Origin of the sequence: Pseudomonas sp. Irchel 3A7 (genome assembly GCF_900187565.1) — a bacterium.
GTDB lineage: Bacteria > Pseudomonadota > Gammaproteobacteria > Pseudomonadales > Pseudomonadaceae > Aquipseudomonas.
Window position 1 is genome coordinate 97,113 of record NZ_FYED01000012.1, and the last position, 26,481, is coordinate 123,593.

At 62.0% G+C, this 26,481-nt stretch carries 32 protein-coding genes; 2 read left to right on the forward strand and 30 right to left on the reverse strand.

All coding sequences use genetic code 11. From position 1 onward, the window contains the following. Window positions 1-70 precede the first annotated feature (70 nt). From phnP to ccmA, 23 genes are all read right to left on the reverse strand, one after another. Entirely contained in the window at window positions 71-820 is a 750-nt protein-coding gene (phnP, locus tag CKW21_RS20140) for a phosphonate metabolism protein PhnP (RefSeq protein WP_095195679.1), read from the reverse strand. Next, a complete protein-coding gene (gene phnN, locus CKW21_RS20145) occupies window positions 811-1,377 on the reverse strand; it encodes a phosphonate metabolism protein/1,5-bisphosphokinase (PRPP-forming) PhnN (RefSeq protein ID WP_095195680.1) in 567 nt (188 codons plus the stop codon). Before phnN ends, phnP begins: the two co-directional genes overlap by 10 nt. Then, window positions 1,377-2,522, reverse strand: coding sequence for an alpha-D-ribose 1-methylphosphonate 5-triphosphate diphosphatase (locus CKW21_RS20150; protein WP_095195681.1), 1,146 nt, complete (start codon window positions 2,520-2,522; stop codon window positions 1,377-1,379). The genes phnN and CKW21_RS20150 overlap by 1 nt, the downstream gene beginning before the upstream one ends. Further along, window positions 2,512-3,228, reverse strand: coding sequence for a phosphonate C-P lyase system protein PhnL (phnL, locus tag CKW21_RS20155; RefSeq protein WP_095195812.1), 717 nt, complete (start codon window positions 3,226-3,228; stop codon window positions 2,512-2,514). Before phnL ends, CKW21_RS20150 begins: the two co-directional genes overlap by 11 nt. Then, window positions 3,228-4,034, reverse strand: coding sequence for a phosphonate C-P lyase system protein PhnK (gene phnK / locus CKW21_RS20160; protein ID WP_095195682.1), 807 nt, complete (start codon window positions 4,032-4,034; stop codon window positions 3,228-3,230). The genes phnL and phnK overlap by 1 nt, the downstream gene beginning before the upstream one ends. After that, the gene (locus tag CKW21_RS20165) at window positions 4,031-4,903 is read right to left on the reverse strand and encodes an alpha-D-ribose 1-methylphosphonate 5-phosphate C-P-lyase PhnJ (protein ID WP_095195683.1); all 873 of its coding nucleotides are present in this window, start codon (window positions 4,901-4,903) and stop codon (window positions 4,031-4,033) included. Before CKW21_RS20165 ends, phnK begins: the two co-directional genes overlap by 4 nt. Further along, the gene (locus tag CKW21_RS20170; protein ID WP_095195684.1) at window positions 4,896-5,972 is read right to left on the reverse strand and encodes a carbon-phosphorus lyase complex subunit PhnI; all 1,077 of its coding nucleotides are present in this window, start codon (window positions 5,970-5,972) and stop codon (window positions 4,896-4,898) included. The genes CKW21_RS20165 and CKW21_RS20170 overlap by 8 nt, the downstream gene beginning before the upstream one ends. Then, window positions 5,972-6,562, reverse strand: a complete 591-nt coding sequence (phnH, locus tag CKW21_RS20175; protein WP_095195685.1) for a phosphonate C-P lyase system protein PhnH — start codon at window positions 6,560-6,562, stop codon at window positions 5,972-5,974. The genes CKW21_RS20170 and phnH overlap by 1 nt, the downstream gene beginning before the upstream one ends. Then, window positions 6,562-7,008: a phosphonate C-P lyase system protein PhnG gene (phnG, locus tag CKW21_RS20180; RefSeq protein WP_095195686.1), complete on the reverse strand. Its 447-nt coding sequence runs from the start codon at window positions 7,006-7,008 to the stop codon at window positions 6,562-6,564. Before phnG ends, phnH begins: the two co-directional genes overlap by 1 nt. Window positions 7,009-7,022: 14 nt before the next feature. Beyond that, entirely contained in the window at window positions 7,023-7,727 is a 705-nt protein-coding gene (phnF, locus tag CKW21_RS20185; protein WP_095195687.1) for a phosphonate metabolism transcriptional regulator PhnF, read from the reverse strand. A 36-nt stretch (window positions 7,728-7,763) separates the two neighbouring features. After that, the gene (gene phnE / locus CKW21_RS20190; RefSeq protein ID WP_034146313.1) at window positions 7,764-8,546 is read right to left on the reverse strand and encodes a phosphonate ABC transporter, permease protein PhnE; all 783 of its coding nucleotides are present in this window, start codon (window positions 8,544-8,546) and stop codon (window positions 7,764-7,766) included. A gap of 151 nt (window positions 8,547-8,697) precedes the next feature. Continuing rightward, complete coding sequence (gene phnD / locus CKW21_RS20195) at window positions 8,698-9,708, reverse strand: phosphonate ABC transporter substrate-binding protein (protein WP_095195688.1); 1,011 nt, start codon at window positions 9,706-9,708, stop codon at window positions 8,698-8,700. A 43-nt stretch (window positions 9,709-9,751) separates the two neighbouring features. Beyond that, window positions 9,752-10,585 carry a phosphonate ABC transporter ATP-binding protein gene (gene phnC / locus CKW21_RS20200; RefSeq protein WP_095195689.1) on the reverse strand — a complete coding sequence of 278 codons (834 nt, stop codon included), beginning with the start codon at window positions 10,583-10,585 and terminating at the stop codon, window positions 9,752-9,754. A 620-nt stretch (window positions 10,586-11,205) separates the two neighbouring features. Continuing rightward, complete coding sequence (locus tag CKW21_RS20205) at window positions 11,206-11,610, reverse strand: hypothetical protein (protein ID WP_095195690.1); 405 nt, start codon at window positions 11,608-11,610, stop codon at window positions 11,206-11,208. Between the two features lie 14 nt (window positions 11,611-11,624). Beyond that, entirely contained in the window at window positions 11,625-12,827 is a 1,203-nt protein-coding gene (gene ccmI, locus CKW21_RS20210) for a c-type cytochrome biogenesis protein CcmI (RefSeq protein ID WP_095195691.1), read from the reverse strand. Next, the gene (locus tag CKW21_RS20215) at window positions 12,820-13,293 is read right to left on the reverse strand and encodes a cytochrome c-type biogenesis protein (RefSeq protein WP_095195692.1); all 474 of its coding nucleotides are present in this window, start codon (window positions 13,291-13,293) and stop codon (window positions 12,820-12,822) included. Before CKW21_RS20215 ends, ccmI begins: the two co-directional genes overlap by 8 nt. Beyond that, complete coding sequence (locus CKW21_RS20220; protein WP_095195693.1) at window positions 13,290-13,826, reverse strand: DsbE family thiol:disulfide interchange protein; 537 nt, start codon at window positions 13,824-13,826, stop codon at window positions 13,290-13,292. Before CKW21_RS20220 ends, CKW21_RS20215 begins: the two co-directional genes overlap by 4 nt. Next, window positions 13,823-15,826 (reverse strand): heme lyase CcmF/NrfE family subunit, encoded by a 2,004-nt coding sequence (locus tag CKW21_RS20225; RefSeq protein WP_095195813.1) that lies wholly within the window; start codon window positions 15,824-15,826, stop codon window positions 13,823-13,825. The genes CKW21_RS20220 and CKW21_RS20225 overlap by 4 nt, the downstream gene beginning before the upstream one ends. Before the next feature lie 2 nt (window positions 15,827-15,828). Then, entirely contained in the window at window positions 15,829-16,284 is a 456-nt protein-coding gene (ccmE, locus tag CKW21_RS20230; RefSeq protein ID WP_095195694.1) for a cytochrome c maturation protein CcmE, read from the reverse strand. Next, window positions 16,281-16,457 (reverse strand): heme exporter protein CcmD, encoded by a 177-nt coding sequence (ccmD, locus tag CKW21_RS20235; protein ID WP_057398391.1) that lies wholly within the window; start codon window positions 16,455-16,457, stop codon window positions 16,281-16,283. Before ccmD ends, ccmE begins: the two co-directional genes overlap by 4 nt. Beyond that, window positions 16,454-17,209, reverse strand: a complete 756-nt coding sequence (locus CKW21_RS20240) for a heme ABC transporter permease (RefSeq protein WP_095195695.1) — start codon at window positions 17,207-17,209, stop codon at window positions 16,454-16,456. The genes ccmD and CKW21_RS20240 overlap by 4 nt, the downstream gene beginning before the upstream one ends. Before the next feature lie 96 nt (window positions 17,210-17,305). Then, a complete protein-coding gene (gene ccmB / locus CKW21_RS20245; protein ID WP_007983326.1) occupies window positions 17,306-17,974 on the reverse strand; it encodes a heme exporter protein CcmB in 669 nt (222 codons plus the stop codon). Beyond that, window positions 17,971-18,606, reverse strand: a complete 636-nt coding sequence (gene ccmA / locus CKW21_RS20250; protein ID WP_095195696.1) for a cytochrome c biogenesis heme-transporting ATPase CcmA — start codon at window positions 18,604-18,606, stop codon at window positions 17,971-17,973. The genes ccmB and ccmA overlap by 4 nt, the downstream gene beginning before the upstream one ends. Before the next feature lie 198 nt (window positions 18,607-18,804). Between ccmA and CKW21_RS20255 the strand changes: the two genes are divergently transcribed. Beyond that, window positions 18,805-20,379 carry a flagellar hook-length control protein FliK gene (locus tag CKW21_RS20255; protein WP_095195697.1) on the forward strand — a complete coding sequence of 525 codons (1,575 nt, stop codon included), beginning with the start codon at window positions 18,805-18,807 and terminating at the stop codon, window positions 20,377-20,379. Next, window positions 20,376-20,705 (forward strand): EscU/YscU/HrcU family type III secretion system export apparatus switch protein, encoded by a 330-nt coding sequence (locus CKW21_RS20260; protein WP_095195698.1) that lies wholly within the window; start codon window positions 20,376-20,378, stop codon window positions 20,703-20,705. Before CKW21_RS20255 ends, CKW21_RS20260 begins: the two co-directional genes overlap by 4 nt. 133 nt (window positions 20,706-20,838) lie before the next feature. On the opposite strand, the gene CKW21_RS20265 is transcribed toward CKW21_RS20260, so the two are convergent. From CKW21_RS20265 to CKW21_RS20295, 7 genes are all read right to left on the reverse strand, one after another. Further along, complete coding sequence (locus CKW21_RS20265) at window positions 20,839-21,231, reverse strand: DUF2802 domain-containing protein (RefSeq protein ID WP_095195699.1); 393 nt, start codon at window positions 21,229-21,231, stop codon at window positions 20,839-20,841. Beyond that, window positions 21,232-21,717 carry a chemotaxis protein CheW gene (locus CKW21_RS20270; RefSeq protein ID WP_007980742.1) on the reverse strand — a complete coding sequence of 162 codons (486 nt, stop codon included), beginning with the start codon at window positions 21,715-21,717 and terminating at the stop codon, window positions 21,232-21,234. Between the two features lie 85 nt (window positions 21,718-21,802). Continuing rightward, on the reverse strand, window positions 21,803-22,735 hold the full coding sequence (locus CKW21_RS20275; RefSeq protein WP_095195700.1) for a CheW domain-containing protein: 933 nt from the start codon (window positions 22,733-22,735) through the stop codon (window positions 21,803-21,805). A 126-nt stretch (window positions 22,736-22,861) separates the two neighbouring features. Then, a complete protein-coding gene (locus CKW21_RS20280; RefSeq protein WP_095195701.1) occupies window positions 22,862-23,650 on the reverse strand; it encodes a ParA family protein in 789 nt (262 codons plus the stop codon). 40 nt (window positions 23,651-23,690) lie between these two features. After that, window positions 23,691-24,581, reverse strand: a complete 891-nt coding sequence (motD, locus tag CKW21_RS20285) for a flagellar motor protein MotD (protein WP_095195702.1) — start codon at window positions 24,579-24,581, stop codon at window positions 23,691-23,693. Between the two features lie 12 nt (window positions 24,582-24,593). Beyond that, the gene (locus CKW21_RS20290; RefSeq protein WP_095195703.1) at window positions 24,594-25,334 is read right to left on the reverse strand and encodes a flagellar motor protein; all 741 of its coding nucleotides are present in this window, start codon (window positions 25,332-25,334) and stop codon (window positions 24,594-24,596) included. Then, window positions 25,334-26,464 (reverse strand): chemotaxis response regulator protein-glutamate methylesterase, encoded by a 1,131-nt coding sequence (locus tag CKW21_RS20295; protein WP_095195704.1) that lies wholly within the window; start codon window positions 26,462-26,464, stop codon window positions 25,334-25,336. The genes CKW21_RS20290 and CKW21_RS20295 overlap by 1 nt, the downstream gene beginning before the upstream one ends. Between the last annotated feature and the right edge of the window lie 17 nt (window positions 26,465-26,481).

Genomic DNA, 26,481 nt, shown 5'->3' on the forward strand with positions numbered 1-26,481 from the left:
GGTGATCGGGTGTATCCATAAACCCCGACTCGCCTTTCGGGCCAATATAGGGTGGGCAAGTCAGTCCCTCCTACAACACACACCCATCCCACCCCACACTGACATTGCCCGGCAGCTCACCGAGATGCTCAATCAACCATGCGTCAAACGTATGCCCGACATGGGTCAACACCGCCGTCTCAGGTTGTAATTCGTCAATGCATTGCATAGCCAGGTTCAGGTCGTTGTGATTGCGCGGTGCCTGCGGTTGCGGTGGCATCGAGCAGTCAAGCACCAGCACGTCCAGCGGCTGACGTTGCAGCCACGCCGTGGTGGCCGGTGGCAGGCCTACGGTGTCGGTCAGGTAGGCGATGCGACGTCCTTCGCCTTCGAGCAGGTAACCGAGCGTTGGTTTGGAGTGCAGCAATGGCAGCGCGGTAACGTTGAGCGTGCCGAAGGATCGGGTTTCAAAAGCTTCGAACGGCTGGTTGAAATCGAGAATGCCCGGATGTTTGTAGAGGTCCGCCAGGCCTTCCGGGTCAACCGGACCGTGCACCGGAATCACCAGGCCCTGGCCCCAACGCAGATGCAGCAGCCCTTGGGCATGATCGGCGTGGTAATGGGTCTGGAGGACGCCGTTGAAACTGCGTGGCGGAAAGCGTTCGGTCAAGTCCGGCAGGCCGCTGTCGATCAGCCAGCGCTGGTCGCCGCATTCGATCAACGCACAGCACGGTCGACGGTGCAAGCGTTCATCGAAACGCGCACGAACACAGGCCTGACATTCGCAACCATAGACCGGCACCTGTCGGGCATCACCGGTGCCCAGCAGGGTCAGGCGCATGCGGCAGGCTCATCGATGCAGGCGAGCAGGTACTCGACAGTGCGCTCCAGCGGTCCGGAGTTGTCGAGTACATGCACTTTGGGGTCATCGGCCAACAGACGCTCATTGAACCGGGCATTGCGCGCCAGTCGCAGATCGATCTCGGCCACGGACTCACGCCCGCGCGCCAGCAGGCGCTGGCGCAATACTGTCTGGTCCACGGTCAGCAGCACCGCCAACACATCCGGATAGCGCTCACGGGTTTGCGGTAGATGCCCGCGTGAACCGTTGACCAGCACGTCGTCCCCCACCGCCAGCCAATCATCGATTTCCCGCGGGATGCCATAGGCCAGGTCATTGGCCTGCCAGCTCAGGGCAAATGCGCCCCGGGCCTGCATCTCGGTGAACTGCTGCATGCTGACGCCCAGCGCCGCCTCGCCCACGGCTTCCGCCGAACGGGTGATGACTCGCCGCACGATACGACAGCCGCGTTCGGCCAACCGCGTTCGTGCGGCATCCAGCAGGCTGTCCTTGCCCGAACCTGAAGGCCCGATGAGATAGATCAACCTGCCGGACATCAAAACACCCTCTTCGCTTGTCGCCATACTTGCTGGACCACCGGCAAACCGTCCTGACTGCGTGCCTGTACCAGATCGGCGCGCAGGCCCGGGGCGATTTCGCCGCGATCGCTCAACCCTGCGGCGCGGGCCGGGGCCAGGCTGACCATGCGCATCGCTGCGGCCAGATCGATCCGCTCGCTCTGCGCCGCCAGTGCAAACGCTGCTTGCAACAGGCTCGCCGGGTAGTAATCGCTGGACAGAATATCCAGCAGCCCTTCATCCGCCAGGTCAGCGGCGGCCACGTTACCCGAGTGCGAACCGCCGCGCACGATGTTCGGTGCGCCCATCAACACTTTCATGTTTTGCTGCCGGCAACCACGCGCCGCTTCGACGGTGGTCGGGAACTCGGCGATGGTCATCCCGTAGCGTGCCGACTCCTCGACGTGGGCCAGGGTTGCGTCGTCATGGCTGGCCACCGACAGGCCGCGAGCCAGGCAGTGCTCGACAATCGCCGCGCGATAGCGGTCGCTGTACTCGCGGGAATTGGCCATCTGTAACGTGATGAATTCATCCATTTGCGTCGTTGTCAGGTGGTACTTGCCCATGTAGTACTCACGGTACTTGGACTCCAGCACGAATTGGCGCTGACCCGGCGAATGGTCCATCACCGACACCAGTTGCACCAGCGGATGCTCCACCAGATCGCGGAACACGCTCAGCGTGTCGGGGTGACACAGCTCACAGCGCAGGTGCAGGCGATGCTCGGCACGGGTCAGCCCGGCGTCGGACGCGCTGGAGATCGCTTCCAGCATCGCCGGCAGTTTCTGCATGCGGTTGCCCTTGGGATTCACGTCACCGATGGACACCGCGTCGAACACCGTGGTGATGCCGGCCGCGATGATCTGCGCATCGTGGCTGAGCACCGCCGGGCGCGACGGCCAGTCCACGCCGGGGCGCGGGGTCATGTGTTTTTCCAGGTTGTCGGTGTGCAGTTCCACCAGGCCGGGCAGCAGGTAATCGCCATTGAGGTCCTGGGCCTGGGGCAAGCGGCTCGGGCCTTCGGCCACGTCGGCGATCAAGCCGTCGCGTAATAGCACGGTGCCATAGAACACGCGGTCAGCGGTGACCAGTTGGGCATTGCTGAGGATCTGTTCAACGGGCATCGGCGTATTCCTCTTGATTCGCTGCTGGGGTCATGTCGAGATGACGATCGGCAACCGCTTCGCGGGCGACGCGGTCGTGGAAGATGCCGATCAACGCGGCACCGGCTTGCTTGGCTTCGTTCATCAGTTCCAGCACCACTTGGCGATTGCTGTCATCCAGGGAAGCCGTGGGTTCATCGAGCAACATCACCGGCCACGCCACCATAAAACCCCGGGCGATGTTGACCCGCTGCTGCTCGCCACCGGAGAAGGTACCGGGCGCCAGTTGCCACAGGCGTGGCGGAATGTTCAGGCGGCTGAGCAGCAACTCGGCACGGGATTGCGCCAGATGTTTCGACCAGCCACGGGCCAACGCCGGCTCCATCACCACGTCCAGGCAGGCCACCCGTGGAATGACCCGCAGAAACTGGCTGACATAACCCAAGGTGCGCTGACGCACCTGGAGAATGTCCCGGGGCTCGGCGTCCACCAGCTCCAGCCACTGCCCGTCGTGCTGCACGCGGATGCTGCCGCCCGCCGGCAGGTAATTGCCATACAGGGTGCGCAGCAAGGTGCTTTTACCGGCACCGGACTGGCCGTGCAGCACCAGGCATTCGCCGCCCGCCACACTGAAATCCACCCCGCGCAGCACATTGAGGACCACACCGTTCTGCTGGTGCAGGGTGAAGGTTTTCGAGAGGTCACGGACCTCGATCAAGGTATTCATCATGGCTGCAACACCGAAGACACCAACAGTTGAGAGTAAGGGTGCTGCGGGTCGTCGAGGATCTGATCGGTAAGACCTGTTTCCACCACCCGCGAGCGACGCATCACCATCAGGCGATCGGCCAGCAACCGCGCCACCGCCAGATCGTGCGTGACGATCACCACCGCCAGATCCAGTTCACGTACCAGACCGCGTAGCAGGTCGAGCAACCGCGCCTGCACCGAGACGTCGAGGCCGCCAGTGGGCTCGTCCATGAACACCAGGCGCGGACTCGACACCAGGTTGCGGGCGATCTGCAGGCGCTGTTGCATGCCGCCAGAGAACGTGCGGGGCAAGTCGTCGATGCGCTGCGGATCGATTTCCACCTGGCTCAGCCAGTCCAGCCCCGCCCCACGCAGCTGCTGGTAATTGCGCACGCCTTGCGCCATCAACCGTTCACCGATGTTGGCCCCGGCCGACACACCCATGCGCAAACCGTCACGCGGGTTCTGCTCGACAAAGCCCCATTCGGTGCGCAGCAAGGTGCGGCGTTCGGCTTCGCTGGCGCTGTACAGGTCCAGCCATTGGCCCTGCTTGTCGCGATAACCGATAAGACCTTTTTGCGGCGGCAGCCTTCCACTGAGCAGTGAAAGCAAAGTCGATTTACCGGAACCGGACTCACCGACAATCCCCAGCACTTCACCGGGATACAGGTCGAAGCTGACGTCCTGACAGCCCTTTTCCGGGCCGTACAACAGCGAAAGGTCACGCACTTGCAGCAAGGGCTCGGTGGACACCGACAGTTCGTTTTTCAGCGCCTGGTTCATTGGCCCTGCTCCTGCTGGCTGACGCGCTGGGCGCAGTAATAGGTGTCGGAACAGACGAAGCTCTGGGTGCCGGCATCGTCGATGATCAGCTCGTCGAGGAACGACTCATGGCTGCCACAAATGGCGCAGCACGCGTCCCATTGCTGTGCTTCGAAGGGGTGATCCTCGAAGTCGAGACTGGTGACTCTGGTGTACGGCGGTACCGCGTACAGACGCTTCTCGCGACCGGCACCGAACAACATCAGCGCCGGACTCATGTCGAGTTTCGGGTTGTCGAATTTGGGAATCGGCGACGGGTCCATCACGTAGCGCTCGTCGACCATCACCGGGTAAGCGTAGGCGGTGGCGATGTGGCCGAAGGTGGCGATGTCTTCGTAGAGCTTGACGTGCATTACCCCGTAATCGTTGAGGGCGTGCATGGTCCGGGTCTCGGTTTCCGACGGTTCGATAAAGCGCAGCGGCTCAGGGATCGGCACCTGGTAGACCATGATCTGATCGGCGTGCAACGGCGTTTCCGGAATGCGGTGACGGGTCTGGATCACCGTCGCGTCCGGGGTGATTTCGGTGGTGGCGACGCCGGCGGTGCGAGCGAAGAAACGGCGGATCGACACGGCATTGGTAGTGTCATCAGCGCCTTGGTCGATGACCTTGAGCACGTCATCGTCGCCAAGAATCGCCGCGGTCAGTTGCATGCCGCCGGTGCCCCAGCCATAAGGCAACGGCATCTCGCGGCCACCGAATGGCACCTGATAACCGGGGATCGCCACGGCCTTGAGCAAGGCGCGGCGGATCATGCGTTTGGTCTGTTCATCGAGGTAGGCGAAGTTGTACGCCGCGTCGCGCACGGGTACCTGGCTCAAGTCATTCATGGGTGCTGCCCTCGGCAGGCTTTCGCAGTTTGCGGATCAGTTCCAGCTCGGCCTGGAAGTCCACGTAGTGAGGCAGTTTGAGGTGCGAGACGAAACCGGCGGCCTCGACGTTGTCGCAGTGCATCAGCACAAACTCTTCCTGCTGCGCCGGGGACTCGATCTCTTCGTTGAACTCCTTGGCACGCAAGGCGCGGTCGACCAGCGCCATGCCCATGGCCTTGCGCTCGGCATGTCCGAAGGCCAGGCCATAGCCACGGGTGAACTGCGCCAGTTCGGTGGCCGAGCCGACGAACTGGTTGACCATCTCGCACTCGGTGACTTCGATGCTGCCCGGATTGATCGGGAAGCCCAGCTCTTCGGGGTCGATCCACACCTCGACTTCACCGATGCGGATTTCCCCGGCGAACGGGTGGTTGCGGCCATAGCCGCGTTGGGTCGAGTAGCCCAGCGCCAGCAGAAACCCTTCATCTCCACGGGCCAGGGCCTGCAGGCGCTCGGCGCGGCTGGCGGGCAACTCCAGCGGATCGCGGGTGATGTCGGCGACGCTGTCGCCATTGTCGGACTCGTTCTTGATCAAGCCTTCCCTGGCCAACAAACCCAGGACCCGGGGGCACGCTTCAAGGCTGGCGTCAGGGGTCGTTTGCGGCCCCGGATAATCGCCTTCAGCCAGCAGCGCGAAGTCGAGCAGTCGATGGGTGTAATCGAACGTCGGCCCCAGCAACTGCCCACCCGGCACGTCCTTGAAGGTGGCGGATAGACGTCGGCTCAGCTGCATGGTCGAGGTGTCGATCGGCAGGCTCGGGCTGAAGCGCGGCAACGTGGTGCGGTAGGCGCGTAGCAGGAAGATCGCTTCGACCAGATCCCCCGCCGCTTGCTTGATTGCCAACGCCGCCAGTTCTTCGTCGTACAGCGAGCCTTCACTCATGACCCGCGCCACCGCCAGCGGCAGTTGCTGACGGATTTGCTCGACGCTCAATTCAGTAACCGAGGTATCACCCCGGCGCTTTTTCGCCAGCAGACGGTGGGCATTGTCGATGGCCTGTTCGCCACCCTTGACGGCTACGTACATCAGACACACTCCTGTGCAATGCGGGTACTGCGCGGCAGGCCGATCAGGCCGTGGCCGGCGGTGAAAAACAGGTCCAGTCCACGGGGGAATTCATTGCGCCGTTCACGCTCGCGCCAGAAGCCATCGGCCACCGGCAACGCAACGCCGTGTTCGCTTTCGATCCCCGGCCCGCGCCAGCACAGCCCTGCCCCGCCATCGAGACTCGGCAGTTGAACGAGCAAGGTGCAGGACTGATCGGGGTAACGGTCGTTGCCGTGATCGAAGCCGCTCAGGTCGAGCAGATCCTCGGCGGCGAGCAAGGCAAAGCGTGCGTCTTCACGATTCGCGGTCAGCGGGCAACCGCAGTGGAACGCCAGGTTGGCGCGGATCAGCGGCGTGTCGAAGGACGGCGCCAGCCACAGCGGTGTGTCGACATCCAGCAACGCCAGGCACAGCGCGTAGGTCGCAGGCATAAGGCCCTCGAGGCTCGGCGTGGCGTGCAGGGTCTGGATCAGACCGGGGCCGGCCAGCGCCTTGAGTGCCGCGCGAAACCCGCGTTGGGCATCCAGCACCGGGTCGGCGAACGCCGGTTGCAACAGCTGTGCGCTCATCAGTTTTCTCCTCGCACGAGGGTGAAGAATTCGACTTTGGTGGCGGCGGTTTCCGCCTCTTTCCGCGCGCGGCGTTCGGCCTGGGCGTTGGCCAGCGGCGAGATCAACTGGTCGAGCCAATGGCGCTGCTGCGTGCCTTGCAAGTGCGCGTCGGCGAGCGCGGCCAATTCGGCATGCACCTTGTCGCGCCCCGCCAGGTAGCTGTAGCCGGTACGGCCATCAGCCAGGCGCACCACGCAACGGGTCACGCTCATTTCGCCGACGTTGAACGGCGCGCCGTTGCCCCCCATGCGGCCACGGACCAGGGTCATGCCGATTTCCGGGGCGCGTATCAGCTGGTACTCAACGTCGCGCAGCGCGTCTTCATGGGGCTGCAGTTCGCTGCGACGGGCGCGGGCCAGCACGCCGATCCAGTGCTGCCGGGCGGTGTGAGAAGCAGAGTTCATCGGTTGGTTCTCCATCAGGTGACGACCTGGTACTGAAAGCGATCCGAACGGCTGGTGGACTGCGCCAGCTCCACCGCACGGCCATCGCGATCACGGGAAAGGGTGAACACACTCAGCGCCGGCAAGTGCCGGGGCATCATCAGCAAAGCCGCCTCTTCGCGATTAGGCAAACGGGCGCCGATCAGGCTCTGGGTACGGGTCAGCGGCAGATCGCGCTCGCTCAGGTACTGGCGCAGGGAGCCGCCGGTGTAGTCCGCCAGCAGTGGCGCGTGACTGGCACAGTAGCGATGGCGAATCAGGCTGACCGGTTGCCCGTCGAGCTTGCGCAAGGTCTGCAATTCGATCATCGGTGCCATTTCGACGAGGCCCAGATGCTGCGCCTCTTCACGACTGGCGAAGCAGTAACGGCGCTTGAGCAGCACCGCTTCGACCCCCAAACCCTGGGCCGACAACGACTGGCTGTAGGCACTGTCGGCGGCCATCGGGTAAATCAGCGGTCGCTCCAGCACTTGGGTGCCCTTGCCCTGGCGGCGCAACAGGCTGCCTTCGAACACCAGCTCATCGATGGCGCGACGCAGGGTATGGCGGTTGACGCCGAAGCGTTCGGCCAACTGCACCTCGGCGGGCAGGAAGTCTCCGGCGCGGTAGTCAGCCAACTCGCGGCGCAGGATGTCGGCCAACTCGCGGTACACCGGCTCATCTTGTCTAGACAACTGCATGCTTAAAAAAAGCGCCCAAGGGCACCCCTCCGAAAATCAGATGAACTGCTTGCGCAGGCGTTGCGAGAGGATGTCGATCAGGCTGACCACGACGATGATCACCAGCAGCACGGCGCAGGTCTGCACAAACTGGAAGGCGCGGATGTTCTCCCACAGGATCACGCCGATCCCGCCGGCACCGACCATCCCCACCACCGTCGCCGAACGCACATTGGCCTCGAAGCGGTACAGCGCATAGGAAACCCAGAGCGGCATCACTTGCGGAATCACGCCGTAGATCACCTCCTGCAAGGCACTGGCTCCGGTGGCGCGAACGCCTTCAACCGGACCTGGATCAATCGCTTCCACCGCCTCGGCGAACAGCTTGGCGAGTACCCCCGTGGTGCTGATCCACAGCGCCAGCACACCGGCAAACGGTCCGAGCCCGACTGCCACGACGAACAACATCGCAAAGACCATTTCGTTGATCGATCGGAAGGCATCCATCACCCGGCGCAGTGGCTGGTGAATCCACCAGGGGGTGATGTTTTCCGAGCAGAGAATGCCCAGCGGCACCGAGCAGACAATCGCCAACACAGTGCCCCAGAGGGCGATCTGCACGGTGACGATCATTTCCTTGAGATAAGCCCGCCATTCATGGAAGTCCGGCGGGAAGAAATCCGCGGCGAAGGTCGCCATGTTTCCCGAGTCGCGGTACAGCGCCATCGGATTCATTTCGGCGCCGTGCCAGGCCCAGGCCAGCAGGACCAGGAACAGGCCCCAACCGGCGTATTGCGGCCAGGTGCGCTTGCCGACAGCTTCAGCGTGCAGTGTGGTCATAAGGGTTCTCTAAAATTTTCCTGATGCATTCCTGATACCAAACCTGTGGGAGCGAGCCTGCTCGCGAAGACGGCAGCACATACACCATCGATGTCGACCGACACAGCGCCATTCGCGAGCAGGCTCGCTCCCACAGCTGAGTTGCGGTGGATCAACCAGCGTTGGCAGTCTTTTTGTCGGTCTTCTCGAGCAAGGTGATGCGCTCTTGCAGCTTGGCCAGTTCGGCATCGATCTCGGCGAGTTTCCTGGCCTTGTCCGCCGCTTCGAGCTTGGTGTCGGCACTGATCGTGGTGCGCTGCTTGAACAGTTCCAGCTGGCGGATCGGCAACAACTGGTCGTCGCTGGATTTCAGGAACTTGCCCAACTGCATGCCCGCCAGCACCGCTTTCTCGGAGTCGGTGTCGCCGTAGCTGAAGATGAAATCGCGGATCTTGGCTTTCTCGCTGTCGCTCAGAGCCTTGCTCCACACCAATGGATCAGCCGGGATCAGCGGCGACTTCCAGATCACTTTCAGCAGTGCAGCCTTGTCAGGCTGGGTGACTTCCAGGCGATCCCAGCTTTCGGTGTTGAAGGTCGCCACGTCCAGTTGCCCCTTGGCCACACTCAGAGCGTTGACCTCATGGCTGGAGTTGAGGGTGCGTTTGAACGCGGTGGCCGCATCGACGTTGTTCTTGGCGAACACGTAGTAGCCAGGCACCAGGTAGCCCGAGGTGGAGTTCGGGTCGCCGTTGCCGAAGGTCAGGGTCTTGGCATTTTTCAGCATGTCGTCGACGGAGTTGATCGGGCTGTCCTTGCGCGCGATCAACACGCTCCAGTAACCGGCGGCGCCGCTGGCAGCAGCGGTCTGGGCGAAGATTTCGCCGTTGGAACGGTCCACCGCTTCGATGGCGGCCTTGTTGCCCAGCCAGGCGACGTCGACCTTGTTGAAGCGCATGCCCTGGATCAGGCCGGCATAGTCGGAGGCGAAGGTGGCGTTGATCTTCAGGCCGGTCTGCTTCTGCATGTCATCGAGAAACGGCTGCCAGATGCTCTTGAGGTTCTGCGACGACTCGGTGGACATGATGCCGAAGTTGATGGCTTTTTCTTCAGCCTGGGCGGTGCCCAGCACACAGCCGGCGAGCAGTGCTGCGCCAGCAAAAACGCGACCGATACGGTTCAACATGGAAAGGTTTCCTGAGGGTGAACGGTTGGGAAATTCGAGGTCATCACGCACGCGCCAGCACCAGCCGGGGCGCGGCTTCAACGGGGCGAATCTGATCGGAACACATCAGGCTGGTGTCGATGTCGGCACCGTACAAATCGTTGAGGAACTGGCTGCTCAGCTCGGCCGCGCGGCCATCGAAATGAATCCGCCCGCCCTTGAGCGCCACGGCACGCGGGCAATAGCGCGTGGCGTAATCGACTTGATGCAGGGTCACGACCACGGTCTTGCCGTCACGACGGTTGATGTCGGCGAGGATCTCCATGACCTTGCGTGCGGATTCGGGATCGAGCGAGGCAATCGGCTCATCCGCCAGGATCACTTCAGCACGCTGGGTCAGGGCCCGGGCAATCGCCACGCGCTGCTGCTGACCGCCGGAAAGGGTCGAGGCCCGCTGCAAAGCCAGATCGGCCAGGCCGACACGGTCCAGGGACTCCAGGGCGAACTGTTTCTCCTCGGCATTGAACAGGCACAAATTGCCACGCCAGCGCGGCATGCGACCCAGGCAACCGAGCAGCACGTTGTCGAGCACGCTCAGGCGATTGACCAGGTTGAACTGCTGAAAGATGTAACCGATATCGGCCCGCAGGCGCCGCACCTTGCCATTGAGCCGTCCGCTGGCCTGCACTTCCCGCCCCAGCACCTTAATGCTGCCGCCGTTATTGCGATCGCAACAGGCCAGGCCCGCGAGGTGGCGCAACAAAGTGGACTTGCCGGAGCCGGACGCGCCGATCAGCGCGACCATCTCACCGGCCGCGATGGTCAGTTCGAGGTCGACCAGTGCGGTCTTGCGCGCAAAGGTCTTGTTCAGATGATCGACATGGATAGCTGCGTTCATGGGCTTCTCTGTCTGGTTGAACAGCCGTCCATGGCCGTATTTGAGTTCAACCGACTTTAGGCACGGGGCATGTCAGCCCTATGACTCGCACATGTCGCTGGATTAACTATTTGATGAAGGTTTTGTGAAAGGTTGAGCGGCTGGGAGCGATGGAGAACCTGTGGGGAATCCTGTGGGAGCGAGCCTGCTCGCGAAGGACGTCAACGATAACGCGCCCTGTCTGAATCAACGCGTTGTCCGGGGTTTTTCCCGAGCAGGCTCGCTCCCACAGGGGCACTGCTTTGGCTTTGGTTTTTGATCTTGATTCACCCGCCCCTTCGGAAGGATTAATGCCGGAGCGAAGGAACGCCGAGCCTTAGCGAGGGGCCGGACGCCGGGGCGAGACCTTTTGGTTCCTTTGGGCTGGGCCGGCACTCCGGCGTTTGCCAAAAGGGACTCGCCGTAAGGGCGAAACCATAGGTGGCCGTTACCGCAGGAATGGATATGTACGCAGTCAACAAAATATAGGTCGGCTGTCAGGCCGCCTTCGCTGGCAAGCCAGCTCCCACAGTATTCGGCGGTGGCACAGCAAACACATTTCTGCACCCAAGAAAAAGGCGACCCGAAGGTCGCCTCTTGCACTACTGCCCGAATTGCCGTCCCAACCCACCCGGCACCCCATGGATATCCGTCTCTTCCCAAGGCCCTTTCGGACTGATCGACCGGCTCCAGCCATTATCCCAGCGGTAGTAAGTACGCTGCCGATAAAAGGTATTGGGCTGGTCATCAAGCACATACACACCCAGTTTCGGATCCCAATGGCTATTGCCCCCCGGCGGTGGCGCGAAGCTGGCGGAGGTACGCGGCAACGGTTTGGCGGGCTTGGCTGGAATGCTCGGTTTGCTCGGCGTCGGTGAGGTAGACGGCGTAGGCTTTGGCTGCGACGGCGGGATCGGTGGCAGTGGCGTCGGCTCGGGCCGTTGGACCGCACAAGCGCTCAACCCTAAAACCATACTGAGCAGAGTGATACGAGCGATGGCGGTCATAGAGGCATTTCCTGTTATTTGTCCGGGCTGTCGATGGTCAGTTTTTGCGGCGCGGTGGTGCTGCTGGCCAGAGGCTGGCTGCGGCCGATCCACTCACCGGCCGTTGGTTTGCCGGCACGGGAGATGCGCGCAACCAGTTGGACTTCAGGGAAGTTCGACAGTTTCAACTGCGGCATCATTGCGTCGGCATCGCCCAGTTCAACGGTTGCCGGCAAGTCGGCCACGGTCAGACGCTTGGCCGCCAGCGGCGCAGGTGGACCGGAAGTGGCGCGGGCGAAAATGAACACGCTGTCACCCGGCTGGACCTTGGCTTTCAGGTCAGCCGCCAGATCCACCCGGACCTTGAGCAATGCGGCAGTCTTGACCACCGGAGCCACCGCCACCTTGCCACCGCTGGCCACCAGCTTCTCGGTGGCGCGGTCAATACCGCCCTGCAGGGCGATGCGGGATTGATCTTCCGGCGGCAATTGTTCCAGCAGACGATTCCAGTAATCGATGGCCTCCTGATAACGCTGGCCTTCGAACGCCGCGATGCCCAGCAGGCCTAGGCTGGTGACTTCCTTCGGATCGGCTTTCAACGCTTCGTCGGTCAGCGCCTGAATCTTGTCCGACCATTTCTTGCCATCGGCAAAGTACTGGGCCTGTGCCCATTGCCCCAACAGTTCAGGCTGGCGACCGGCCACGGCGACGGTGCGTTCAAAAATTTTCGCCGCATCGCCCGGACGATCCTGAGTCATGTAGGTGCGGCCAAGGAAATACAACGCCTCGGCGGAATCCGGCTGCGCCGCGACCGCGCGCTCCAGACGCCGGGTCATCTCTTCCATCGACTGTGGCGCCTGGGAGAACTCCCGCGTCAGCTCGACTTTGTCGCTGGCACCGAAATGCAGGTACAACCCGAGACCCAGGACCGGGACCAGGATCGCCGCCAGCAACGGCGCCGGTTTGCCCAGGCGCGATACCCGTGGCGCGGCAACGCCTTCGGTATCGGCGAGCAACTCCCGGGCGGCTTCGGCACGACCGGCGTCCATTTGTGCGGCATCGAGAACGCCTTCCTCCTGCTGAGCCTGCAACTCAGCCACGCGCTCTTGATACAGCGCCACGTTCAGGGCGGTCCGATCCTCTTCGAGCTGGGCACGACGACTGCGCAGAATGGGGATCAGCAGAAAACTCAGGGCCACCAGAAGCAGCAGACCAGCAGCAAGCCAGAAATCAATCATTCTTGGTTTTATCCAACAGGTGGTCGAGGCGCTCGCGCTCCTCGGCAGAAAGCTCATCCTTGGTGGCGGTGCGTTGCACGCGCCGACGGCGGACAATCACCGCGATGATCACAACACCACCGAGCAACAGGCCGGCGGGGCCGAACCAGAGCAGTGCGGTCTTGGCGTTCAGGGCCGGTTTGTAGCGGACGAAATCACCATAGCGATCGACCATGAAGTCGATGATCTGCTGGTTGTCCTTGCCCTCGCCGAGCATGCGGAAGATCTCTTTGCGCAAGTCGGCGGCGATCGGTGCGTTGGAGTCGGCGATGTCCTGGTTCTGGCACTTGGGGCAACGCAGCTCTTTGGTCAACTCGCGAAAACGCTCGCGATCCCCTTCCTTGGCAAACTCATAGGTGTCGATGGCGGCGTGAGCCACCCCGGCCATGCTCAAGCCCAGAACGACAGCGGCGATCCAGCGCTTCATGGCTTGGCCTCGTCGACCAGCGCCTGATACTTGGCCGCCAGTTTTTCACGCCAGACCTGCTCGTCGATCACCCCGACGAACTTGTCGCGGATGACACCCTTGGCGTCGATGAAGAAGGTTTCCGGCGCGCCGTATACACCGAGGTTCAGGCCCAGGGAGCCTTCATCGTCGCGGATGTCCAGTTGATACGGGTTGTGGAAATCCTTCAGCCACTTCAAGGCGTCGGCGTTGACGTCCTTGTAGTTGATGCCGTAGATCACCACGCCCTTCTCGGCCAGTTTGTTCAGCACCGGGTGCTCGACCCGGCAGGAAATGCACCAGGTGCCCCAGACGTTGACCAGCGCCGGTTTGCCAAGGATATCGGCGCGGGTCAGGGTCTTGTCGCCCTGCACCGCCGGCAGGGAAAACTCCGGGAATGGCTTGCCGATCATCGCCGAAGGCAACTCGGCCGGGTCCAGGTACAGACCGCGATACAGGAAAACAGCGACCACCAGGAAAATCGCCAGTGGCAACAGCATCAACCAACGTCTCATGCAGTAGCTCCCGACATGCCCAGCGCCTCACGCACGCGGCTCTTCACCTTGACCCGATAACGCCGGTCCAGCGCTGCCAGCAATCCGCCGAGTCCGGTCAGCAAGCCGCCGAACCAGATCCAGCGCACGAACGGCTTGACGTGAACGCGCACCGCCCAGGCACCATCGCCCAGCGGTTCACCCAGGGCGACATAGAGGTCACGGGTAAAACCGGCGTCGATCCCGGCTTCGGTCATCACCGAGTTCTGCACGGTGTAGAGGCGTTTTTCCGGGTGCAGCACGCTGACTTCCTGGCCGTCCTTGATCACTCGCACGGTCCCCTTGTCGGACGTGAAGTTCGGGCCTTCGAAGTGTTTGGCGCCTTCGAACACGAACTGATAACCGCCCAACGCCATGGATTCGCCCGGTGCCAGGCGCAGATCGCGCTCGGCACTGTTCTGGCTCGACAGCACCACGCCCAGGGCGCAGACCGCGATGCCCAGGTGCGCGACCTGCATACCCCAGTAACTGCGGGTCAGGGTCGGCAACCCTTTGATCAGGCCTTTGTGGCGAGTCTTGTCGAAGATGTCTCGCACACCGGCCAGCAACACCCAGGCCGCGAGCATGAAGGTCGCCAGCACCGCCCAGTTGAAATCGCCGTAAGCGACACCGGCCACCACCGCCAGCGCAGCACTGCCGAGCAGTACCGGCGTCAGCATGCTCAGCAGCCACTTAACCGGGGTGTCTTTCCAGCGCACGATCACGCCGACCGCCATCACCAGCATCAGCAACGCCATCAACGGAATGAACAGCGCGTTGAAGTATGGCGGGCCGACCGACAGCTTGGCGCCGGTCATCGCATCCAGAATCAGCGGGTACAAGGTGCCGAGCAGAATCATCGAAGCCGCCACCACCAGCACCAGGTTGTTGCCCAGTAGCAGGGTTTCCCGGGACCAGAGGTTGAAGCCGACCTGGCTCTTGACCACCGGCGCACGCAGGGCGAACAGCGTCAGCGAACCGCCGACCACGAACAGCAGGAAAATCAGGATGAACACGCCGCGCTCGGGATCGGAAGCAAAGGCGTGAACCGACGTCAGTACGCCGGAGCGCACGAGGAAAGTCCCCAGCAAGCTCAACGAGAACGCAGCAATGGCCAACAACACGGTCCAGCTCTTGAACACGCCACGTTTTTCCGTGACCGCCAGCGAGTGAATCAGCGCAGTGCCCACCAGCCAAGGCATGAAGGAAGCGTTTTCCACCGGGTCCCAGAACCACCAGCCGCCCCAGCCGAGTTCGTAGTAGGCCCACCACGAGCCGAGGGTGATACCGATACCGAGGAAGGCCCAGGCGACGATGGTCCACGGACGCGACCAGCGCGCCCACGCCGCATCGAGGCGACCGCCCAGCAGCGCGGCGATGGCGAAGGCGAAGGCCACGGAGAAACCGACATAGCCCATGTAGAGCATCGGCGGGTGCACGATCAGGCCGATGTCCTGCAGCAGCGGGTTAAGGTCGCGACCGTCCGCCGGAATCTGCGGCAGGATGCGTTCGAACGGGTTAGAGGTGAGGATCAGGAACAGCAGGAAACCAATGCTGATCATGCCCATCACCGCCAGCACCCGCGCCAGCATCACTTGCGGCAACTGCCGGGAGAACACCGACACGGCGAAGGTCCAGCCACCGAGGATCAGTGCCCAGAGCAGCAACGAACCTTCGTGGGCGCCCCACACGGCGCTGAATTTGTAGTACCACGGCAACGCGCTGTTGGAGTTGCTGGCCACATAGGCGACAGAGAAGTCGTCAGCCATGAACGCGTAGGTCAGGCAACCAAAGGCGAACAGCAGAAAGGCGAACTGGCCCCACGCGGCCGGCTGGGCCAGGCTCATCCACAAACGGTCGCCACGCCAGGCGCCGAGCAAGGGCACCACGGCCTGTACCAGGGCAAAACACAGCGCCAGGATCATGGCCAGGTGGCCCAGTTCTGGTATGAAAAGCACTGGAATAAAAATGCCGGAAGTCATCATCAACCCTCCTTGGCGGGTGTGGGTGCGGATTGGCCACTGTCTTTCAAGGCCTTGGTCACTTCCGGCGGCATGTACTTCTCGTCGTGCTTGGCCAGCACTTCATCGGCCACCACCACGCCATCGGCATTGAGTTTACCCAGGGCGACGATGCCCTGCCCTTCGCGGAACAGGTCCGGCAGGATGCCGCGATAGGTGATGGTCACGGACTTGTTGAAGTCGGTGACGATGAATTTCACATCCAGGGAATCGCCGGAGCGCTGCAACGAACCGGCCTCGACCATGCCGCCGGCGCGAATGCGCGTGTCATGGGGCGCTTCGCCGTTGGCGATCTGGGTCGGGGTGTAGAACAGATTGATGTTTTGCTGCAGGGCGCTCAGGGCCAGGCCGACGGCAGCGCCGACCCCGACCAGAATCGCGAGAATGAGGGTAAGACGCTTTTTACGCAGCGGATTCACTTGCCGTTCTCCCGGCGCAGACGACGCGCCTCTTGTTGCAGATACCGCTTGCGGGCCAGGATCGGCGCCGCCACGTTGAGGGCCAGTACCACCAGGCAGATGCCGTAGGCCGACCAGACATACAGGCCGTGATGGCCCATGGCGATGAAGTCGCCGAATGAAGCAAAACTCATCGAGCGACCTCCAGGCTGTTCTGAACTTCGGCTTTCACCCAACTGGCCCGTGCCTCGCGCTTGAGCACTTCAAGGCGCATGCGCAGCAGCAACACGGCGCCGAAGAAACAGTAGAACCCGAGTGCCGTCAGCAGCAGCGGCAGCCACATTTCAGCCGGCATCGCCGGTTTTTCGGTAAGGGTAAAGGTCGCGCCCTGATGCAGGGTGTTCCACCACTCCACCGAGTACTTGATGATCGGGATGTTGATCACGCCGACAATCGCCAGCACCGCACAGGCCTTGGCCGCACTGTCACGATTGCTGATAGCGTTGCCCAGCGCAATGAGACCGAAGTACAGAAAAAGCAGAATCAACATGGACGTAAGGCGTGCATCCCAGACCCACCACGACCCCCAGGTCGGCTTGCCCCAGATGGCCCCGGTGACCAGCGCCACGGCGGTCATCCAGGCACCGATGGGCGCCGCGCATTGCAGGGCGACATCGGCCAGTTTCATTTTCCACACCAGCCCGACGACGCCGCACACGGCCAGCATCACATAGATGGACTGCGCCAGCATGGCGGACGGAACGTGGATATAAATGATGCGAAAGCTGTTGCCTTGCTGATAGTCCGGTGGCGCGAAGGCCAGGCCCCAGACTACGCCGATGGTGATCAGCAGTAAGGCTGCGATGCTCAACCACGGCAGCATCTTGCCGCTGATGCCGTAGAACCACTTGGGTGAGCCGAGCTTATGAAACCAGGTCCAGTTCATTACTGTTTCCATCACGGTTGCCGTTCGTTTTCACGAAGCAGTCAAAGGGTCTGCTTTTTTTAAAAAGAGTGGTTAAAAATTAACCAGACCTCATTATTATTCGCCGACGCTGATCTTCAGGCCAGCGGCTATTGCAAAAGGTGTCAGGGTTATCGCCAGGGCGGTCAGGCTACCAAGCCACAAGAGATAACCGGTCGCCGGCATGCCCTGCAGGGCTGCCTGCAAGGCGCCACTGCCGAGAATCAACACCGGGATGTACAACGGCAGAATCAGCAACGCCAGCAACAGGCCACCGCGCTTCAAACCGACCGTCAGCGCCGCGCCCACCGCACCGAGTAGGCTCAGCACCGGTGTACCCAGCAATAAAGAAAGCAGCAACACCGGCAGACAGGCGGCAGGCAAACCGAGCATCAACGCCAGCAAGGGAGCGAGCAAAACCAGTGCCAGGCCGGAAAACGCCCAGTGTGCCAGCACCTTGGCCAAAACCAGAAGAGGCAGGGGGTGCGGCGAAAGGACCCACTGTTCCAGCGAGCCGTCTTCGAAATCACTGCGGAAAAGCCCGTCCAGCGAGAGCAAAACCGATAAAAGGGCCGCCACCCAGACCAGTCCCGGGGACAAGGTTTGCAACAATTGAGACTCGGGACCGACCGCCAAGGGAAACAGGGAAACGACGATGGCGAAAAACACCAGCGGATTGGCCAGCTCCGCAGGACGGCGGAACAGCAGACGGGCCTCACGGGCGACCAACAGGCCAAAAACACTCATACCGCCCATTTCCCCAGATCAATGTCGCGATAGCTGGCCGGCATGCGGCTCAGTGTGTGGTGAGTGGTCAACACCACCATGCCGCCACGTTCGCAGTGGCCGGCCAGGTGTTCTTCCAGCTGTGCGACGCCTTGCTTGTCGAGCGCAGTGAACGGCTCATCGAGAATCCACAGCGGCGGGCTGTCCAGATACAGCCGTGCCAGCGCGACACGACGCTGCTGCCCAGCGGATAGCGTGTGGCAGGGAACATCTTCGAAACCGCGCAATCCGACCGCTGCCAGGGCTTGCCAGATGGCTTCGTGGGAGGCCGGTTGATGCAGGGCACACAGCCAGCTGAGGTTCTCTTCCGGCGTCAGCAGATCCTTGATCCCCGCCGCATGACCGATCCACAGCAGGTTGCGCGCCAGTTCCGTGCGTTGTTCGTTGAGCGGTTGGCCATTGAGCAGCACTTGACCGGCCGTCGGGTGCATCAGCCCCGAAAGCAGGCGTAACAGGCTGGTCTTGCCACTGCCGTTTGGGCCACTGATTTGCACCATTTCGCCACTGGCCAGTCTCAAATCGAGATTTTCGAAGAGCAGCCGAAGGTCTCGCTCACAGGCAAGGGCAACGGTTTGCAGGACAGGACTGGTCAAGGGTTCACGGGCCTTATACGGTTCAAGTCGGCTCTGGCGCGGCCGTTAAAGAGATGCAGAATAGATCTATTGGCGGCCCGAACTAGCGAGCTGCGTCAAATAATTGCAATGTTTCCGGCACTCTGTATACAACGCGGCGGCATTATACATGCCATTTCCTACTCTAAAGAGTGCATTTTCCCAAGGTTGTGACCGCGTATGACAGGCGAAATGAACATCCTCCCGCTACCCCAGACCACCTCGGCGACCACGCGTCCACTGGCGGTCAGTGGCGAATTGCTCAAGCTGCTGACACCCATCGAGGGCCTGATCACTGCCGGTCAGACGGCCAAGGCCGAGGTGTTGTCGCTCAAGCAGGCGGATCAGACTTTTCAGCTGCTGCTCAAGGTCACCCTGGAAAGCGGCCGCCAGACCACGGTCCAGGCCACCAGTAACCTGCCGTTGGCCCAAGGCACAAGCATCGCGGTCACCCAGCCTTCAGCGGGGAACCTGGCCGTCACGGTGCAACAGGCCATCGCCTCCAGCGTCGCCACCCTCACCCGCCTCGACACCACGCAACTGCCGGTCGGCACCCTGTTGCAGGGCAAAGTGCTGACCTCCCAGGTGTTGCCGCAAGTGCCGGGGCAACCGACGGTATTTCGCTCGATGGTCATCCTGCTCAATACGGCCTTGAGCGGCAGCACCTTGAGCATCGACAGCCCACAGCCATTGCGCATCGGCACCTTGCTCAGCGCCCAGGTGCAGGACACCCAGAGCTTGAAGTTCGTGCCCTTGAGCAGCCGCCAGGAGCAATTGGCGGTGACCCAGCAACTGGTCGGCCAACAAAGCCGCCAGGGCTCGCTGGATGGTTTGCTCAAGCTGCTGCAAAACCTGCCACCCTCGAATCAGACCTCAAGCGACTTGCGCGTGGCCGTGGACAAATTGCTCGCCGGCCTGCCCGACGCTCAGCAACTGAGTACCCCCAAAGGCCTGGCAATGGCACTGGCCGGCAGCGGCGCGTTCCTCGAATCGAAACTGCTGACCGGGCAGAACCCGGCGCTCGCGCCCGACATGAAGGCCGACCTGCTCAAACTGATCGCGCAACTGACGCCAGGGCTGCCCGCCAGCACCAACCTCAGCGCGATCATCGCCGCCAACACCCTGGCCCAGGCCATGCCGAGCTTCGTGCGCAATGCCCTGGGTATGCTCGGGCAGGTCAGTGCCAAACCGTCGCCCACCAGCTTCCCGCTGCCCGAGCGCCTGTTGCAGAACGCTGAAGGCGAAGATGATCTTGAACACCTGCTGCGCCTGGCAGCGGCGGCGGTTTCACGCCTGCAGAGCCATCAACTGTCCAGCCTGGAGCAGACCGGTGTTACCAGCGACGGCCGCTTGATGAGCACCTGGCAACTGGAAGTTCCGATGCGCAACCTGCAGGACATCGTGCCGTTGCAGATCAAGTTCCAGCGTGAAGAAGCGCCAGACAGGGAACAACCCCATGAACGCCGTGAAGAGCGAGAGCCCAAGCAACAACTGTGGCGCGTCGAGCTGGCGTTCGAAATGGAGCCGCTGGGGCCGATGCAGATTCAGGCACAGCTGATCAAGGGCAGTCTCTCCAGCCAGCTCTGGGCCGAACGGCCGTACACCGCCAGCCTGATCGAAAACAACCTGGCCGCACTGCGTCAACGTCTGCTGGCCTCGGGGCTGAACGTCGGCGATCTGGATTGCCATCAGGGCAAGCCGCCTCAAGGCCCGCAAACCCGTCTCGAACAACGCTGGGTCGACGAAACCGCATGAAAAACCCCAACGCACCCCGCCAGGCCATCGCCCTCAAATACGACGGCACCCACGCCCCTACCCTCACCGCCAAGGGTGATGAAGAACTGGCTGAAGAAATCCTGCGGATCGCCCGCGACTATGAAGTGCCGATCTACGAAAACGCCGAGTTGGTGAGGCTGCTGGCGCGCATGGAACTGGGGGACAGTATTCCGGAAGAGCTGTATCGCACGATCGCGGAGATTATTGCGTTTGCGTGGAGTCTGAAGGGCAAGTTTCCGGCGGGGCAGGATCCGGGGGCGCCGATGGTTGAGAAGGACATCACCGATCGCGGGGATGATTACTGAGGGTTCGACGACGCCATCGCGGGCAAGCCCGCTCCCACAGGTGATTGGCGGTGTTCACACGTCTTGTGTCCACCCCGATTCATTGTGGGAGCGAGCCTGCTCGCGAAAGCGGCCTCAGCCAAATCGCAAAAAATCAGTTCTTGTGCAGCTTACTCATCAACTCCGCCTCAGCCTGGGTCAAGCCGCAGGACTGGGTCAGCTCGTCGACGCTCGCGCCCATCCCCACCAGTCGCGCCGCCTGGGCGAACGAGAGGCTGGTAGGATCGCGTTGTTCCACGCGGGTGAGCCGGTCCGGCAACGGCGCGACGATCGCGCGCAGTTCGTGCAGGTCTTCACCCATGCGCACGTTGCCGTTCTGATAGTCATCCACGCTTTTGGCCAGGTCCTTGATGCGCTGATCACGCAGCGCATCGCCCTGGGCCTGTTGCGCGGCGATCTTCCGTTGATCGCGAATGTACGCCAGAAACATCGCCAGCGTGCCTGCCCAGAACAGGAACAGGACAATGACCGCAACCTCGAGAATCAATCAGATACTCTCCAGTTCCGACCATTCTTCTTCGCTCATCATCTTGTCCAGTTCGACCAGGATCAGCAGTTCGTTGTTCTTGTTGCACACGCCTTGAATGAACTTGGCGGATTCTTCGTTACCGACGTTCGGCGCGGTTTCGATTTCCGACTGACGCAGGTAAACCACTTCGGCCACGCTGTCGACCATGATCCCGACAACCTGCTTGTCGGCTTCGATGATGACGATACGGGTGTTGTCGCTGATTTCGGCATTCATCAGGCCGAAGCGCTGACGGGTGTCGATCACGGTGACCACGTTACCGCGCAGGTTGATGATGCCCAGCACGTAGCTCGGGGCACCGGGCACCGGGGCGATTTCGGTGTAGCGCAGGACTTCCTGAACGCGCATCACGTTGATGCCGTAGGTTTCGTTGTCCAGCTTGAAGGTTACCCATTGCAGGATCGGATCTTCGGACCCTTTTGCCGCCGTCGCCTTATCATTCATACCCTGACCCCTCGAAAAACCGCCCTGGCGGTGTGTGTTCGGTGCTGCGGCATTTGGATGCCGTCGCCTGTTTGTTGTGCAGTTTTCATTTCAACTTTTGGACCGGCTTGCTGCCGCTCATGTGCTTTGCCCCGCCGCTGGCGATCAACTCGGCCAGCGCGGAAACGTCAAGCAATGCACACATGTGTTCAATCACCGTGCCCGCCAGCCATGGCCGTTGACCACGGTGGCTGCGCCACTTGATTTCGTTCGGGTCCAGGCGCAACGAGCGGCTCACCTGATGCACCGCCAGCCCCCACTCGTAGCCCTGAACCGAGATGACGTATTGCAGGCCCTGACGGAAATCATCGCGATAACGGTCGGGCATGACCCAACGCGCGGTGTCCAGAACCTTCAGGTTGCCCGCCTGGCTCGGCAGGATGCCGAGGAACCACTCCGGCTGGCCGAACAGCGGCGTCAGTTCGTGGCCGGCCAGTGAGTAGATCGAGCCCAGGCACACCAGCGGCACCGCCAGGGTCAACCCGGCGACATCGAACAACAGACATTCGAAGGGCTCGGCTGCCCACACCGGACGACCGTCGGTTTCCACCGGCGGCGGTGGGTTGGCGGGTGGCAGGTGGACTTTGACCACGGGTGGTACCAGCACCTGTTGCACTTCGACCGGGGCAGGAACCAAAACCTGTTGTTCTTCGACGGCCGGTGGCACCAAGGCTTGCAGCAAGGGGGCGATAGTCGAGACCGGCGCCAGAACGGGTGTCGGCGCTTCGACCACGGCAACCGGCGTCTTCGTTACCGGCGCTACCACCGGGGCCGTCGCGGCTACGACTTTCTGCGCATCGCGCGCCTGTTCTTCAAGTACTGCGGCCTGGAACTCATCCAGCGCGGCTTCAACCTCGACCATCACCGGAAGCGCTTCGATTTCTGGCGTGAATTCCTCGGTGATGTCCTGCAGCAGATTATCCAGATAGGACTGCAACGCCAGTTGCGGACGAGAAGTGGTCTTCAACGGCCGGTTCATGAACGCTCACCTGTAGGAGCGAGCATGCTCGCGATGAACCTGAGAACGCCACGGCGTGTCAGGTTTCCCGCGTCATCGTTGACGTCCATCGCGAGCGAGCTCGCTCCTACAGGGATCGGGGTCATGTCAGGCCACCTGCGGAACAAGTTGTGCTGTCAGCAGATGCTTGAGCAGCGCACGGTAGGCAAGAACGCCACGGCTCTTGCCGTCGAATTGCGAAGGTGTCAGACCGGCACGGCTGGCATCGCGCAAGCGGGTGTCCACGGGAATGTAGCCCTGCCAGATTTCCTCCGGAAACTTGTCGCGCAACACCCGCAGCGTGCCAAGGGACGCTTGCGTACGCCGGTCGAACAGGGTCGGCACGATGGTGAACGGCAAGGCCTGCTTGCGCGAGCGATTGATCATCGCCAGGGTGTTGATCATGCGCTCCAGACCTTTGACCGCCAGGTGTTCGGTTTGCACCGGGATCACCAGTTGCTGGCTCGCCGCCAAGGCATTGACCATCAGCACGCCGAGCAACGGCGGGCTGTCGATCACCGCGTAATCGAAGTCTTGCCACAACTGTGCCAGGCTCTTGGCGATCACCAGGCCCAGGCCACTCTGGCCCGGCGACTGGCGCTCAAGGGTGGCCAGGGCGGTACTCGATGGCAACAGGGAAATACGTTCGTCGCTGGTGGACAGCAGCAATTGTCCGGGCAAGCCCTGAGGCACGCTGCCCTTGTGCAGGAACAGGTCGTAGTTGCTGTGTTCCAGGCTGTCGGGGTCATAGCCGAAATAACTGGTCATCGAGCCGTGGGGGTCGAGGTCAACCACGACCACGCGCTTGCCCGCCTCGGCCAGCAAACCGGCTAAAGCGATGGAGGAAGTGGTTTTACCGACACCACCCTTTTGATTGGCGACTGCCCAGACTCTCATTTGGTTTGGTTCCTCCCGGTCGAATCGACCGGGAAATAGCTCAACGTGTTAATGCGGGTGACGGAGAATTGACGGCGCTCTCTCGTACCGGCGACTTGACCGGGGTCGGTGCAGTTTGTGTGCCAGCACGCTTCAAAGCGGCATCCGGTGTGGTATGAGCGGCTCCGGTCCCGGTCAGGCTGCGGCGCACGTCAAGATTGCGTGACACCACCAGCACGACACGACGGTTGCGCGCCCGGCCCTCGACCGTGGCGTTGTTGGCCACGGGCTGGAATTCGCCGTAGCCCACCGATGCCAGACGACCGGGGTTCACCCCCTGCATCGCCAGCATGCGCACGATGCTCGCCGAACGGGCCGACGACAGTTCCCAGTTGGTCGGGTACTGCGCGGTACGTATGGGTTGATCGTCGGTAAAACCTTCGACGTGAATCGGGTTGTCGAACGGCTTCAAAATGACCGCGACCTTGTCGATGATGTTGAAGGCCAAGTCGCTGGGCATGGCGTCGCCGCTGCCGAACAACAGGCTGGAATTGAGTTCGATCTCGACCCACAGCTCATTGCCGCGCACGGTCATCTGGTTGGATTTGATCAGGTCGCCAAAGGCGGCGCTGATGTCGTCGGCGATGCTTTTCAGCGGATCGCTGGCCCCGGCGATACCGGCGTCAACCTGTTCGGCATCCTTGACCAGCGGCTTGGCCGGGGTCACGGTCTTCGGGCGCTCTTCACCAATGGGTATCGGCTGGAGGGAACGGTCGGCATCGTTGAAGACGCCGATCAGCGCTTGGGAAATGACCTTGTACTTGCCTTCGTTGACCGAAGAGATCGAGTACATCACCACGAAAAACGCGAAGAGCAAGGTGATGAAGTCCGCGTAGGACACCAGCCAGCGCTCGTGATTAACGTGTTCATCATGCTGACGGCGACGTGCCATGAGGTTATTCCCTTAGTCCATGAAGCCCTGGAGCTTCAACTCAATGGAGCGAGGGTTTTCACCTTCGGCAATCGACAGGATGCCTTCGAGCAACATTTCGCGATAACGCGACTGGCGCAATGCAACGGATTTGAGTTTGGCGGCAATCGGCAGCAGCACCAGGTTGGCACTGGCCACGCCGTAGATGGTGGCGACGAAGGCCACGGCAATGCCGTTACCCAGTTGCGACGGATCACCCAGGTTGCCCATGACGTGAATCAGGCCCATCACCGCACCGATGATGCCGATGGTCGGCGCGTAGCCACCCATGCTTTCAAAGACTTTGGCGGCCTCGATGTCGCGGCTTTCCTGGGTATAGAAATCCACTTCCAGAATGCTGCGGATCGCCTCGGGTTCGGCGCCGTCCACCAGCAGTTGCAAGCCTTTGCGCGAGTAGCTGTCGGGTTCGGTGTCGGCTACGCCTTCCAGGCCGAGCAAGCCTTCCTTGCGCGCGGTCAGGCTCCAGTTGACGACACGATCGATGCCACCGGCCAGGTCGACGCGTGGCGGGAACAGAATCCACGCCAGGATCTGCATGGCCCGCTTGAAAGCGCTCATCGGTGATTGCAGCAATGCCGCGCCAATGGTCCCGCCCAGTACGATCAGTGCCGCCGGGCCGTTGGCCAGCGCACCGAGATGTCCGCCCTCAAGGTAGTTGCCGCCGATGATGGCGACGAACGCCATGATGATGCCGATAAGGCTCAGAACATCCATCAGATGCAGGCCTCGACCAGGTGCTTGCCGATGTCGTCCAGGCTGTAGACCGCGTCGGCGAGCTCGGCTTTGACGATGGCCATCGGCATGCCGTAGATCACGCAGCTGGCTTCATCCTGGGCCCAGATCGAACTGCCGCCCTGCTTGAGCAGGCGCGCGCCTTCGCGACCGTCGGCACCCATGCCGGTCAATACCACCGCCAGAACTTTGTCACCGTAGGATTTGGCCGCGGAGCCGAAGGTAATGTCCACGCACGGCTTGTAGTTCAGACGCTCGTCGCCCGGCAGGATTTTCACCGCGCCACGGCCATCGATCATCATTTGCTTGCCACCCGGTGCCAGCAGCGCCAGGCCCGGACGCAGGATGTCGCCATCCTCGGCTTCCTTGACGCTGATGCGGCAGAGCTTGTCCAGACGCTCCGCGAAAGCCTTGGTGAACGCTGCTGGCATGTGCTGGATCAACACGATCGGCGCCGGGAAGTTGGCCGGCAACTGGGTCAATACCCGCTGCAGGGCAACCGGCCCACCGGTGGAGGTACCGATGGCCACCAGTTTGTAGGCTTTGCGTTTCGGCGCGGGCGACGACGGCGTGGCCGCATGGGCACGTGCAGGGATCGGGGCCGGAGCCGGGCGCGCAGGCGCGCTGCCGCCATAACTGCCGAGGCTGGAAGGCGCAGGCGCTGGTGCAGGTGTGGCTACCGGTGCCGGAGCACTGTAGGCGCTGACGCGACGGTTGCTGCGCGAGATGCTCAGAATCTTCTCGCACAGCAGTTGCTTGACCTTCTCGGGGTTGCGCGAGATGTCTTCGAAATTCTTCGGCAGGAAGTCCACCGCGCCGGCGTCCAGCGCATCGAGGGTTACCCGGGCGCCTTCGTGGGTCAGCGAGGAAAACATCAAGACCGGAGTCGGGCAGCGCTGCATGATGTGCCGCACCGCCGTGATGCCGTCCATCATCGGCATCTCATAGTCCATGGTGATCACGTCCGGCTTGAGGGCCAGTGCCTGATCGATCGCCTCTTTTCCGTTGGTCGCCGTGCCGACGACCTGGATATTCAAATCCGCTGAAAGAATTTCCGAGACGCGGCGGCGGAAAAAACCCGAATCGTCCACCACCAGGACTTTGACTGCCATAAACACTCCGTTAGACG